The 13,139-nt window shown below is 51.1% G+C and carries 12 protein-coding genes and 1 other RNA gene; 4 read left to right on the forward strand and 9 right to left on the reverse strand.

Annotated elements, in window-relative coordinates:
• Positions 1–11: 11 nt before the first annotated feature.
• From EFB08_RS20460 to EFB08_RS20470, 3 genes are all read right to left on the reverse strand, one after another.
• Positions 12–698: a class I SAM-dependent methyltransferase gene (locus EFB08_RS20460; RefSeq protein WP_123128838.1), complete on the reverse strand. Its 687-nt coding sequence runs from the start codon at positions 696–698 to the stop codon at positions 12–14.
• A gap of 27 nt (positions 699–725) precedes the next feature.
• A complete protein-coding gene (locus EFB08_RS20465; protein WP_123128839.1) occupies positions 726–1,739 on the reverse strand; it encodes a Gfo/Idh/MocA family protein in 1,014 nt (337 codons plus the stop codon).
• Positions 1,740–1,810: 71 nt separating this feature from the next.
• Positions 1,811–2,941: a DegT/DnrJ/EryC1/StrS family aminotransferase gene (locus EFB08_RS20470; RefSeq protein ID WP_193553986.1), complete on the reverse strand. Its 1,131-nt coding sequence runs from the start codon at positions 2,939–2,941 to the stop codon at positions 1,811–1,813.
• 229 nt (positions 2,942–3,170) lie between these two features.
• Between EFB08_RS20470 and EFB08_RS20475 the strand changes: the two genes are divergently transcribed.
• Positions 3,171–4,034 carry a DUF6565 domain-containing protein gene (locus EFB08_RS20475; RefSeq protein WP_125077820.1) on the forward strand — a complete coding sequence of 288 codons (864 nt, stop codon included), beginning with the start codon at positions 3,171–3,173 and terminating at the stop codon, positions 4,032–4,034.
• 105 nt (positions 4,035–4,139) lie between these two features.
• Here EFB08_RS20475 and EFB08_RS20480 read toward each other — a convergent pair whose 3' ends face one another.
• From EFB08_RS20480 to EFB08_RS20505, 6 genes are all read right to left on the reverse strand, one after another.
• Positions 4,140–5,027 carry a glycosyltransferase family 2 protein gene (locus EFB08_RS20480; RefSeq protein ID WP_123128842.1) on the reverse strand — a complete coding sequence of 296 codons (888 nt, stop codon included), beginning with the start codon at positions 5,025–5,027 and terminating at the stop codon, positions 4,140–4,142.
• On the reverse strand, positions 5,017–5,727 hold the full coding sequence (locus EFB08_RS20485) for a cell division ATP-binding protein FtsE (protein WP_123128843.1): 711 nt from the start codon (positions 5,725–5,727) through the stop codon (positions 5,017–5,019). The genes EFB08_RS20480 and EFB08_RS20485 overlap by 11 nt, the downstream gene beginning before the upstream one ends.
• 113 nt (positions 5,728–5,840) lie before the next feature.
• The gene (locus tag EFB08_RS20490) at positions 5,841–6,044 is read right to left on the reverse strand and encodes a fructose-6-phosphate aldolase (protein ID WP_123128844.1); all 204 of its coding nucleotides are present in this window, start codon (positions 6,042–6,044) and stop codon (positions 5,841–5,843) included.
• A gap of 108 nt (positions 6,045–6,152) precedes the next feature.
• Positions 6,153–6,809: a fructose-6-phosphate aldolase gene (gene fsa / locus EFB08_RS20495; RefSeq protein WP_123128845.1), complete on the reverse strand. Its 657-nt coding sequence runs from the start codon at positions 6,807–6,809 to the stop codon at positions 6,153–6,155.
• 233 nt (positions 6,810–7,042) lie between these two features.
• An RNA gene (gene ffs, locus EFB08_RS20500) (signal recognition particle sRNA small type) lies at positions 7,043–7,142 on the reverse strand.
• A 365-nt stretch (positions 7,143–7,507) separates the two neighbouring features.
• Positions 7,508–8,167 (reverse strand): hypothetical protein, encoded by a 660-nt coding sequence (locus tag EFB08_RS20505; protein WP_123128846.1) that lies wholly within the window; start codon positions 8,165–8,167, stop codon positions 7,508–7,510.
• A 277-nt stretch (positions 8,168–8,444) separates the two neighbouring features.
• On the opposite strand from EFB08_RS20505, the gene guaA reads away from it, so the two are divergent.
• The 3 genes from guaA to hemL all read left to right on the forward strand — a co-directional run bounded on the left by guaA (position 8,445) and on the right by hemL (position 13,089).
• Positions 8,445–9,974, forward strand: a complete 1,530-nt coding sequence (gene guaA / locus EFB08_RS20510) for a glutamine-hydrolyzing GMP synthase (RefSeq protein WP_123128847.1) — start codon at positions 8,445–8,447, stop codon at positions 9,972–9,974.
• Positions 9,975–10,000: 26 nt separating this feature from the next.
• Positions 10,001–11,686, forward strand: coding sequence for an ABC transporter substrate-binding protein (locus tag EFB08_RS20515; protein ID WP_123128848.1), 1,686 nt, complete (start codon positions 10,001–10,003; stop codon positions 11,684–11,686).
• A gap of 104 nt (positions 11,687–11,790) precedes the next feature.
• Entirely contained in the window at positions 11,791–13,089 is a 1,299-nt protein-coding gene (hemL, locus tag EFB08_RS20520; RefSeq protein WP_123128849.1) for a glutamate-1-semialdehyde 2,1-aminomutase, read from the forward strand.
• Positions 13,090–13,139 lie beyond the last annotated feature (50 nt).

A 13,139-nucleotide genomic window follows, 5' to 3' on the forward strand; every position in this document is an offset into this window, starting at 1 on the left:
AGCTTAATATACTACAGCCACTTAGAGGAAAGGTCCTGCAGTTTGAGGTCCACTTTTGATTTGGGCTGCACGGATTCCGGTACCAAACGCTGTTTCAGGATGATCCACTGGTAATCCTCGGCCTGCGAGAACAGGGAATAGCTTTCCAGTTTGTGCAGGTACAGACCGGCCGCGTAGGTGTTGCGCAGGAGTTCATCGGTGTGGATGGGTTGGTCAATCACCTGCAACAGCTCCGGCTGATGTTCGCGCACCCACGTCAGGTACAACGGATGCGGGATGTTGATGGCCACCACTGATTTTGGGTGCAGATGGCGGGAGATCACCTGGAACAAATTAGGATGCTGCTCCAGCGGAATATGCTCAATCACATCAGGCAGCACCACGAAATCAAATTTTTCAGGGCGGTTGAAATCCGTCATATCAGACACGGCGAACTCCACGTGGTTGAACTGTTGGTTGAACCGGCGGGCCATGTCAATGCTTTTCGGGCTGATGTCTACCGCCAGCACCTTCCCCTGCGGCGTGGCTTTGCCCAGCAGGTGCGTCACCGTCCCGATGCCGCAGCCAATCTCCAACACCTTTGAATTGGACTTCAGGCCGGCTTCTTTCAGATTCTTCAGAATGGTCCGGTGCCGGATGTGGATGCCCTTCTGGAACTGCTGCTCGGTATATTCGTCGTAAAAATCAGATACTGACATGGTGGTTATGCTGTGGCCAGATAGCCGTTACTTCTTTAATTCGTAAATGCGTTCAATGATCTCCACCACTTTAAGGCCTTCCAGGGCGTTGGTGGTGGCGAAGGTCTTGCCTTTAAGCGTGTCAATCACGTTCTCAAAGATGAAGTGGTGGTTGGCGGCGCTGCCTTTGTAGTGGCCGTAATCGTTGGCGGGGCTACTAGGCGGAAGCTGCGGCATGACGTAGTCCTGCACGTGGCAATACTCCACCTCGTTCATGTACTGTCCGCCTACCTTGATGCTCCCCTTCTCCCCGATGATGGTCATGCTGCTTTCCAGGTTCGTGTCCCACACCGAAGTAGAATAGTTTAGCGTACCCGCGCCGCCGTTCATGAAATCGAAGTGGATGAGGCCGCTGTCTTCAAAATCGGTGAGATCCTGATGGTTGAAATCCATGAAACGCCCGCTGATGTTCTTGATGTCGCCGAACAACCAGTACATGATGTCAATGAAGTGACTGAACTGGGTGAAAAGTGTACCGCCATCCAAGGCCTGGTTTCCTTTCCAGTTGCCGGCTTTGTAGTAGCGCTCGTCGCGGTTCCAATAGCAGTTGATCTGCACCATGAAAATCTGTCCCAGGCGGTTCTCCATGATCATCTCCTTGAGCCACAAAGAAGGCGGACTGTAGCGGTTTTGCATCACGCAGAAAACCAGCTTTGAGGTCTGCAACGATTTGTAGATAATGCGCTCACAGTCAGCTTTGGTAAGGGCCATGGGTTTTTCGCAGACCACGTGGCAACCGCTCTCCAGGGCAAGCATGGCCTGATCAGCGTGAAAACCATTTGGGGTGCACACGCAAATGACATCGGCTTTAGGACCATTGGCTACATATTCTTCCATGCTGGAGAAGAACGGAACCCCAAAGGCATCAGCATCTTCCTCGCGGGCGGGATTGTTGTCCACCATGGCCACTAACTCTCCATCGGGGTGGCGCTGCACCATGGTGGCGTGGCGTTTGCCAATGTGCCCTGAGCCTACTACTGCAAATTTTATCTTTTCTGACATCAGATGTCTTCTATTCGTTTTTACCTCCGAATCCGGAAACCGGCCTGTAAACGGAGTTCCTTTAAATCTTTTTAACTCTTGAAAAAGCCTACTACAGCTTCTGAAATGTAGTTCTGTTGCTCTTCGGTGAGTTCGGTGTGCATGGGCAGGGAAATCACTTTGTGGCAAAGCTCCTCAGATACCGGGAAGTCACCAGCTTTGTAGCCCAGGTACGCGTAAGCCTCATGCAAATGCAGAGGTAATGGATAGTAGACCATGCTGGGAATTCCTTTTTCCTGCAGATAGGCTTTTAAGGCATCGCGCTGCTCGGCAGGAACTTGCAGGGTGTATTGGTGAAACACGTGGCTGCTATAGGGTGCCAAAGAGGGAATTTTGATTTGCTCCACTTCTGCGAAAAAAACATCATAAACCCCAGCGGCTTTTTGCCGCCGGTAAATGAAGTCATCCAACTGGGTAAGTTTCACATCCAGCAAGGCGGCCTGCAACGTGTCTAACCGGGAGTTTACGCCTACGCGGGAGTAGTGGTATTTCTTGTGCTGCCCGTGGTTGGCGATCTGTTGCAAGGTAGAAGCCAAATCAATGTCTTGGGTGAAAATAGCGCCGCCGTCTCCCATGCAGCCCAGGTTCTTAGACGGGAAGAATGAAGTGGTCCCAATGTGCCCAATGGTGCCGGCGAAGGAGGTTCCACCCTCGGCATCTATGTACTGGGCCCCGATGGCTTGGGCATTGTCTTCAATCACAAACAGCTCCTGCGCAAGGGCCAGGTCCATGATCTCCTCCATGGGTGCGCATTGCCCAAACAGGTGCACCGGCATGATGGCAACTGTTCTCTCCGTCACGGCCAGGCGGGCCTTGGCGGGATCTATGCAGAACGTATCAGGCAGCACGTCTACAAACACGGGTTTAAGACCCAGCAGCGCAATCACCTCGGCGGTAGCCACGTAATTAAAGGCCGGCACAATCACCTCTCCCCCGGCAGGCAAATCCAAAGCCATCAGAGCGATTTGCAGGGCATCGGTGCCGTTGGCGCAGGGAATCACGTGGTTGACCTGTAGGTACTGGGCCAGGTTTTGGCTGAAGGTTTTCACCTGCGGACCGTTGATAAAGGCGGTGTTGTCTACCACCGCCTGCATGGCGGCATCAATCTGTGGTTTCAGGCGCTGGTACTGACCTTTCAGGTCTACCATCTGGAGCTGGTTCATGGACACAATCGAAAAGACAAATATAAGTTTTGTCACCGGAACCATCCGTACTTCTTCCCGATTATTCCTGTCTTTCCTACCTAGCTCTTCTTCAATCCATTTCTAACCAAAATACAATTACATCATCAATATACAAGTTTAAGGATATGAAGCGAAACATCCCCAAATCATTCACGTTCAAAGCAAATACAAGTACCAAGTTCCATCAACCATAAAACAAACTATGAAAATGTACAATCTTCTAACCAAAAATACACTGGTGTATGCAGCGGCCTTGGGCTTAGCTTTTACCCAGTTTGCGTGTAACCGCACGGAAAGTACGGACACTGCGACTTCTACGAACACCTCCGCGGGCAGCACCCCAGATCAGGCCTATGATGACTACAAAAATCATGTGACCACCCTGGAGTCTGACGTGCAGCGGGGCTGGGACACCACCACCACGGATGGCGAAGCCCAGATGAAACAATGGCAAACCGATTATGAGACTAAGCGCTCGGCATTGGCCCAATACGAAGGCGATTTCGACGAAACCCGTAAAAAAGAATATGCCGAACTGCAATCAAGATACAACACGGCCTGGGCTACCCGTGAAGAGCAATACAATCTCTGGCGCATGAACCATCAGGGGGCCGGCATGGCTTCTGATTCAAGCAAGAATTCTTCCTCTTCCCATACGGCTTCTCTGGATGAAAGCAAAATCACTGGCTATACCGCCACTAACATCAGAACGGCCTATGTGGATTTTGTGAAACACGTGGAAGCCCACAAATCGGGTTTCAGCAACGAAGACTGGAGAACCGTGGAGAAATACTGGAACCAATTGGATGACCGCAAAAACGCCATTCAGTCTCAGTTAACCGATAAAGATAAGTGGGAGATTGCCAAAGCCAAAACCAAGTATATAGCCATGAAGAACGCTAACAAAGCGGGGAACACGGCCTCTAAAGTTGGTTCAGACGTGAAGGAAGTTGGCAAAGACGTTTCTAACAGCAAAGTGGGCGAAGCCACTAAAGATGCCGGGAAAGCAGTAGGCAACACTGCCAAGAAAGCCGGCCAGAAAATTGGTGACGTGGTAAAGGGCGATAACTAAGGATTGTGTATCGCTGAATTATAGTAGAAAGCCTCTCCGGTTGGAGGGGCTTTTTCGTGCCCTTCTGTTTTCAGGGCTTTTCTAAAAAGAAGGCCAAAAGCACCCTTACCCGCGCAGGTACCGGTCCAGGAGTAGCAACCGATAAAGATCAAACAGGCGGAGGCTGGGATTTCTTGAGATCAGATTTCGCTTCAGTAGCGGAAACAACCAGGAGCGGTTCTCCCGCAACAAAGTACCTATTTTCCACTTCTGAATACCGGCATAGGCTTTGAACAGCTTGGTTTCCTTCCCTAACCCAAATTCTCGGTCCAGGTGTACCAAGTTGTGAAGGGCTTGCTGGGTTTTCAGGAGAAAGACATCGGCGGGTTCCAGCCCCAGGTGCCATACGGGGTTATCTAGGTGATGAACCGGAATGTCGTTTTGCTTTAACCGGTAGGCGAAAAGCGTGTCTTCGTGTCCGTAGCCAGAAAGTTCGTTTTGAGGGAAGTGGTCCAGGAAAACAGGTTTGGGCACAAGTAAATTACTGGAAAACACCCTTTGGTAAGGCTCATTTTGCCGATGGTGCGCAGCTGCTTCCTCGCGGGCTTTGCCGTATTTCCAACGCAACTCAAACCCGGCCGGAGCCTCTGGTTTATACGCCACTCCACCTATCACTACTCCCGACCAGGATTCAAAAAGATACCGTTTCAGAAAGCCCTGATGAACCGGCAGGACATCGTTGTCAAGGAAAAGGAGGGTTGAATATTGCGCTTCCTGAGCCAGTTTATACCTGATCTGAGAACGCCCTAAGTTTTGGGGCAATTCCTGGTAAATTACCCCAAAAAGGCTTTGCAGCGGTTTGTTTTGGCGTAAGGTTTCTGGGTTAGAACCGTCATCGTACACTCTGATCTCAAAGGAAATGGATAAAGAGGCGGCCTCGTTATGAAGGACCTCCACTAACGCCGTTACGTTCTGGTTATGGACAGGAATAAGGATAGAAACCTCAGAAACCATCTACGAGCGAGAACTCTTCCTTGGCGGAGTCCAGAACCCGGCCCTTCTCACATTTCAGGATACGGCGCGGATAGCGTTGCAGGATATGGTGGTTGTGGGTGGCCATGAGCACGGCGGTACCGCTGTTGTTGATTTCCTGGAACAGGTCCATGATGCCATGGGTCACGTCGGGGTCAAGGTTACCGGTGGGCTCATCGGCGAACAGAATCAAGGGTTCGTTCAGCAAGGCCCGGGCAATCACCACCCGCTGCTGCTCGCCCCCGGAAAGCTGGTGAGGCATTTTATTCGCCACAGAATCCAAGCCAACGCGCATAAGCACCTCAGAGATCCGGTTCTTGATCCGTGATTTGTCATTCCAGCCGGTGGCTTTGAGCACGAATTTCAGGTTATCGGCGACGGAACGGTCAAAGAGCAACTGGAAGTCTTGAAATACGATTCCAATTTTGCGGCGCAGAAACGGTACCTGTTTCCAGGTGAGGGCATGGATGTTGAATCCGGCCACTTGGGCGGTGCCTACTTTCAGGGGAAGGTCGGCGTAAAGAGTTTTCAGCAGGGAGCTTTTTCCGCTTCCGGTGCGGCCCACCAGGTACACGAACTCGCCTTTGTCAATGGTACAGGTTACATCAGACAAGATGGTGTTCACATCCTGAAAAATAGACACTTTGTGCAGCAAGACCACTGGGTTAGACGAAAATTCCATAACAGGGTATTAGGTAAAAAATACTGCCCGGGGCAGCGGGTATTCAGGGGTTAAAGGCACTTGACAGGCCTGCCAGAAAAAAGGCGTTTTGCCGCCGTTTCCTGAAAACAAGCTTAAATCTCCAGTTTCTGCAGTTTGCCAAACTCCAAACCGGCAATCACCGAGGCCAGTTCTTCCTCTTTGTTGTCCAGGCCGTAACGATCCAGGTTCTTCAAAGGCCGGTCGGCCCGGAAATAGGCAATCAGCACGAAGTTCTCATCGCGCAACTGAATGTAATCCGGAATCTTGGCCTTGCCTTTAACTTTGATGATGTACACTTTAGAGGAATTAGAAATTAGAAATTAGAAATTTTGACCTTAAGGAAGGCGAAAGCCACTCCTCTACTCCCACCATTTCTAATTTCTAATTTTGACTATCTAATTAGATTACGCGTTGGCTTTCTTGTGATCGGCCAGGAACTTCGCCAGGCCGCTGTCGGTCAAGGGGTGGTTCAGCAGACCGGTGATCACGTTCAACGGACAGGTTACCACATCGGCACCAATCTCCGCGCACTTCACCAGGTGCATCACGTGCCGAACCGAAGCCGCCAGTACCTCGGTGGCGAATCCGTAGTTCTGGTAGATGTTCACGATCTGATCAATCAGGTCCAAACCATCGGTCCCGATGTCATCCAAACGGCCCACGAACGGCGACACGTAGGTTGCACCGGCTTTAGCGGCTAACAACGCCTGGCCTGCCGAGAAAACGAGCGTACAGTTGGTTTTGATGCCCTTGTCAGTGAAATATTTGATGGCTTTTACGCCGTCTCTGGTCATAGGAACCTTCACCACAATGTTTGGATGCAGCTGGGCCAGCTCCTCTCCTTCTTTCACCATGGAGTCAAAGTCAGTGGCGATTACCTCCGCGCTGATATCTCCGTCCACAATCTCGCAGATGGCCTGGTAGTGCTTCATGACGTTGTCATAGCCTACTATGCCTTCTTTGGCCATGAGCGATGGGTTGGTGGTTACGCCGTCCAACACGCCTAAATCATGGGCTTCGCGGATTTCGGCTAGATTAGCGGTATCAATGAAAAATTTCATAGTTGAAGTAGTTTGGAAACACAAATCTACTTCAATCTGCCTTAAAACCGAACGCCCTTCCCAAGTATTTTAAGGCTTGGGAAAGAGAGCTTACCTGGAATTGAGAGGGTTACATCAGGTATGGTTTCCAGGCTGATTTTCAGAAAACAGGCCGAAAAGAGCATACGCCACAAAGTAGCGAAGAAGTGAAATATGGAAGGGTAAACGGGAAATCCGTTGGGGTATGGGCAAAAAAAAGCGGCAAACCGAGTATCGCGCCGCTCAACCACTTACCCTTGCTCCCTTCCGGGCCTGGGGGAGTTCAGCAGGAGCTGGCCGTACCGATTTGCCGTTACAAAGATACGAAGGCTTTCCTTCAGCGCAAGTGGTTTTCGGCTTATTTTCAAGAAATCGCCTTAAAAAGGCGGAAGCACGCTCATTCTCAGGCAGGTTAATTTTTTGAATATCTTCCATTTCATGCCTTGGGAGTTGATTAGTAGATTATCTCGGAACCAAGGTACAATCTTCCCCTGCCTGTTTGCAGTACGCCTAGCGGTGATATTGTTCCTGAACCGGTTTGCTAGGATTCTATTCTTCCCTCCCTTGCTTTCATACCCTTAAAAAGAACTTACTAGCTGTAAATAAAAAAACCGCTTCAGGACTGATTTTAGGAAAACAGCCCCGAAGCGGTATATATAATTCAGTTAAGCTTTTTGGTCTTACTCGTTTTTATGGTCTTTGATGTTCTGGAAGGTGATGTTCAGGTTTCTGCTGGAGCCACTGTTTTTCAAGGCAATTCCAGCCCGGTTAGGGAACGAGTACTCCGGCACGTAATATTCCAGCCCCATTTTGAGGTTAGAAATACCTCCGCTCAGAACATGGGTGGAGGGATTGTATTGCAGGTTGACGGTACCATCCAGAACAGCCACGCAACCCGGTGACATGGCACCGCTTCCGTCAGAGAAGGTCTGCCCGTTATGCACGCAAACTGTGGACGCATCTTTTAAGGAAAGCGTTTCAGGCAGGTTGAGCAACGTGCGGTTCTTGAATTGGAGTGATACCCAGGAGCGGGCATCCACCGTGGAGGTATCCCTGAAATATAGGGTTACGCCGTTGGCATCTTCATAGAAGTAGGCTTCCAATTTATCTTGGGTGGCTACTTTATAGGTTTTGCCCCGCAGGTTGTCATAGGCCTCTGGGTACATGTTCCGGTAGGCGGCGTTCACCTTAATACTATCTACCAAAGAAAAACTGGTATGGGAAGGGCCAACCTCGGGCATGGGCTCGGTTTCGGAATCTCCCTCACAGGCCATCAACAGGGAAGCCGTCATCAGCACTCCCAGCGCGGTACGTAAAGGAAGAAGTAAAGCTTTTAACATAGTATATCGTTTCTGAACGTGAGTTTCTGTATTCCATTCCTGCTCCTTCAAACTTTGAACTGAGCGGAGGAACTTCTTTGAAATACGTGACGCAAATTACGTGCCTCCCTTTTTCATTTGGTAAACTACGACCTTTTTCCGGATTCATTTTATATAAATACCCGCGAAACGGACAAATCTACCGGTAAACTTTCCTTCTAGACAGGCGCTTTTCTCTTCTCCCCTACTCGGTTGCAAATTCATTTTCATGTTTTAAAACCGGCGCGTACCTTTGCACATGCCAGAAAAAATTCTCATCCTCGATTTCGGGTCTCAGTACACCCAACTGATTGCCCGTCGCGTCCGCGAGCTTAACGTTTACTGCGAAATCCATCCCTTCAATAAAATTCCGGAAATCACCCCTGATCTGAAGGGCGTGATCTTGTCGGGAAGCCCATCTTCGGTGCGGGAAGAAAACTATCCCAACCCAGATATCACCCCGTTCCTGGGCAACCTGCCGGTGCTTGGGGTTTGCTACGGTGCCCAATTAATGGCGCAGGAAAACGGAGGCGAGGTGATTGCCTCTACCATCAGGGAATACGGCCGGGCCAAGCTCAGCCACGTTGACCACCATAATCTTCTGCTGAAGGAAATCACCATTGACTCCCAGGTGTGGATGTCACATGGGGATACCATCAAGAAAATACCTGACAACTTTGAGGTCATTGCCAGCACCGAGTCAGTGGAAGTGGCGGCGTACAAAGTGAAAGATCAGGAAACCTACGGGATCCAGTTTCACCCCGAGGTGACGCACTCCAGCGAAGGCAAGACCTTGCTCCGGAATTTTGTGGTACACATCAGCGGTTGCTCCCAGGACTGGACGCCCGACCAATTCATTGAAAGCACCGTGGCCGAGTTGCGCGAGCAGATTGGCAATGACAAGGTGATACTAGGTTTATCCGGCGGGGTTGATTCCTCGGTAGCGGCCATGCTCATTCACCAGGCCATCGGCAAGAACCTGTATTGCATTTTCGTAGACAACGGCTTGTTGCGCAAAAACGAGTTCGAAGACGTACTCCACTCTTACAAAGACATGGGGTTGAACGTGAAAGGCGTTGACGCAAAAGACCAGTTCTATTCCGCGCTGGCTGGCTTAACCGATCCAGAAGCCAAGCGGAAGGCCATTGGCCGCGTGTTCATAGAGGTGTTTGACCAGGAGTCGCATCAAGTGGAGGACGCCAAGTGGCTGGGGCAGGGCACAATTTATCCAGATGTGATTGAATCAGTTTCGGTAAAAGGTCCATCGGCTACCATTAAATCGCACCACAACGTGGGCGGTCTGCCAGATTTCATGAAATTGAAAGTGGTGGAGCCGCTCAAGACCTTATTTAAAGACGAAGTCCGTTTGGTAGGCAAAACGTTGGGCATCGCTGATACCATCATCGGGCGTCACCCGTTTCCGGGGCCAGGCTTGGCCATCCGGATTCTGGGCGACATTACCCCTGAGAAAGTAGCCATCTTACAGGAAGTAGACCATATCTTCATTTCATCGCTGAAACGTACTGGTTTATATGACCAAGTGTGGCAGGCGGGCGCCATGTTATTACCCATCCAAAGCGTTGGCGTGATGGGCGATGAGCGTACGTACGAGCGGGTGGTAGCTCTCAGAGCCGTCACCAGCGTTGACGGAATGACCGCCGACTGGTGCCATTTGCCGTATGAGTTCCTGGCCGATGTCTCCAACGAGATTATCAATAAGGTGCGCGGGGTAAACCGCGTGGTCTACGATATCAGCTCTAAGCCACCGGCTACCATTGAGTGGGAATAGGTTTTAGGGGTAGTTTTCAGAAAACGATGAAAAAACAAATAGTACTTGCCGTTGCCGGAGTAACCCTGTGCTGGAATGTGCAGGCCCAAACCAATGCTGACCTGAACACCAAGCTTCAGAACGGAAGGTTGTTGCTGGACCAGGAGAAATATGCCCTGGCCATGGCCGAGCTGCAGCCTATCTCCAGTTCTGCCTCGGGCAAAAACTACGCCCCAGATGCGGCTTACCTGTACAGCGTGGCGGCTTCGCGGCAGAAGAAATGGGCCGAGGCTGATAAGATGCTCTCCCAACTCACTTCTGAGCACACCAACTGGGGCGGCCTCGCCGATGCTCAGTACCTGCACGGGCAAGTTCTGTTTGAAAAGAAAGAGTACCTGCGGGCGTTAAAAGCGCTGGCGGCCATTGAGGAAAAATCGATGGAGGACGAAGTAGCGGCCATAAAACGGCATTACATGATGCAGCTCACCGAGAAGGCCACCTTCCAGTACCTTTTCCGCCAGTTTCCCGAGGATGCCACCCTGGCCCGCGCCTACGCCGATAAACTGGTAACCGGCTGGTTCACCGAGGCAGATCGTCCGCAGTTGGAGAGCCTAGTGAAGCAGTTCAACCTGGACCGCAGCTATCTCCAACGCTCCGCCGCTGTCAAAAAAAATGCTTACAATGTGGCCGTGTTGCTGCCCTTCAATGTCTCAGACAAAAGCATTAAGGTAGACAAGAATAACCTGTACGTCACCGATTTCTACGCCGGACTTCTCTCCGCCAGGGATTCTCTGCAAAAGCAGGGCGTGCAGGTGAACGTGTTTCCGTATGACACCAGCAACGATACCGCGCAGGTAAGACAAGTCATGGAACTCCCCGAGATGGGCACCATGGATTTGGTCATCGGACCGATTTACAAAGGGAACAGTGCATTTGCCGCCAAAATCGCACAGCAGCGGAACATCAACATGGTGAACCCTTTCTCTGATGACGCTGACATTACCAAGGGTAACCCCTTCCTGTATCTGATGGAAACTTCCGTGGCGACGCAAGGACAGCAAGCTGCCGCGTATGCCTACCAAACCTTCCAGAAGAAAACGGCGGTGCTAGTGTTTGACAGCGAGAAAAACGACACGGTCTTTGCGGGTAACTTCAGACGCGCCTACACGGCTTTAGGAGGTAAGATTGTAAGTGCCCAAAAGATCAACTCCAAGACCAGCGGAAACGTGAGCAGCGCTTTAGGAGCGGTAAACCTGAAAGACTTGGGTGTGTTGGTGGTTCAGTCCTCTGCTCCTGCGGTAGCTTTCAGTACGGTGAGCTACCTGGAACAAAAAGCCTCCAAAGTTCCCGTACTAGCGCCCCAGGCATGGCTGGAGAATCCGCAACTCAGTTTTTCTCAGCTAGACTTCCTGGAGATGTACTTCACGGCACCCAAATTCATTGATCCAGAAAACCCGGCGGTGCAGAATTTCAAACGGGCGTATAGCAGCCGCTACCACCTACCACCCTCCGCTTTCACCTTCACCGGCTTTGAACTGCTTAACTACTACGGCAAGCAGTTACAGGAAAATGGGTACTCGGCTCCTCCTAAATTAAGCGGACCACAACCAGGCGTGTTTTACCAGGGAATTGGCTACGAATCTGCTCCCGGGAAGCAAGCTCAGGACAACCAGTACCTGCCCATTGTCAAAGTGGAAAACGGACGGTTGCTGGTGGTAAACCCGGTGTTTTAATTATTGAGAGAATGAATGATTGAAAGATGGAGTGAATAGCTACTACCCATTTAATCAATTTTCATTCTCTCAATCATTCACTCTCAATCTCTCAATCAAAAAACATGTCACTTACCCATACAACCAGCCAAGAACTGTTCCAACGTGCCCAGCAATCAATTCCAGGAGGCGTGAACTCGCCGGTGCGGGCGTTCAGAGCGGTAGGCGGACAGCCCTTGTTCATCCAATCGGCGAAAGGTCCTTACCTCTTTGATGAAGACGGAAACCAATACCTGGATCTTATCAATTCCTGGGGACCCATGATTTTGGGGCACGCCCATGAGGTGGTGGAGAAAGCCGTACGCGATGCGTTACCCGGTTCTCTTTCCTTTGGGGCCCCAACCCGCCGCGAAATTGAAATGGCTGAGCTCATAATCAGCATGGTGCCCAGCGTAGAGAAAGTGCGGATGGTAAACTCCGGTACCGAGGCCACCATGTCGGCCATACGGGTGGCGCGGGGTTACACCGGACGTGACAAGATCATCAAGTTTGAAGGCTGCTACCACGGCCACGGCGATTCTTTCCTGATTGCCGCCGGAAGTGGCGCTATTACCCTGGGAGTTCCGGATAGCCCTGGGGTGACCAAAGGCGTAGCCAACGACACGCTTACCGCTCCTTACAACGATCTGGAATCGGTACAGACTTTGATTGACGCCAACCCCGCCCAAATAGCAGCCATTATCTTGGAGCCGGTGGTGGGCAACATGGGTCTGGTGCCACCAGCCGAAGGATTTCTGCAAGGTTTGCGGGATCTTTGCACCAAAGAAGGCATCGTGCTGATTTTTGACGAGGTGATGACTGGTTTCCGGTTAGCCAAAGGCGGTGCCCAGGAGCTTTTCGGGGTAATGCCTGACATGACGACCCTAGGGAAAATCATTGGGGGCGGTATGCCCGTAGGCGCGTACGGCGGAAAGAAGGAAATCATGAACGCTGTGGCTCCGGCCGGACCAGTGTACCAGGCTGGTACTTTATCGGGGAACCCCATTGCCATGTCAGCGGGAATGGCGGCCTTGACTTACCTGAACGAACACCCCGAGGTGTACACCCAATTGCAGCATATCACTAACAAACTGGTGAACGGTACAAAGCAAAACATGCAGCAATTAGGGCTGAACTACACCCTCAATCAGGTAGGCTCCATGTACAGTTTATTCTTCACCGAGCAGCCCGTGACAGATTTCGCTTCGGCCAAGACTTCTGACCTGGAGCTGTTCGGACGGTACTTCCACCAGATGCTGCAGCGGGGCATTTACCTGGCTCCTTCCCAGTTTGAAACCTTGTTTGTCTCGGCAGCCATTACCGATGAATTAGCTGATTCTTACTTAGCAGCAAACCTGGAAGCATTGCAGGCTTTACGGGCATAATTCCAAAAACAAGCAAAAAGCAGAAGCGGCACCTGGAGAAGTTCAGGTGC

It is taken from the genome of Rufibacter latericius, from assembly GCF_003721515.1.
GTDB classification, from domain to species: domain Bacteria; phylum Bacteroidota; class Bacteroidia; order Cytophagales; family Hymenobacteraceae; genus Nibribacter; species Nibribacter latericius.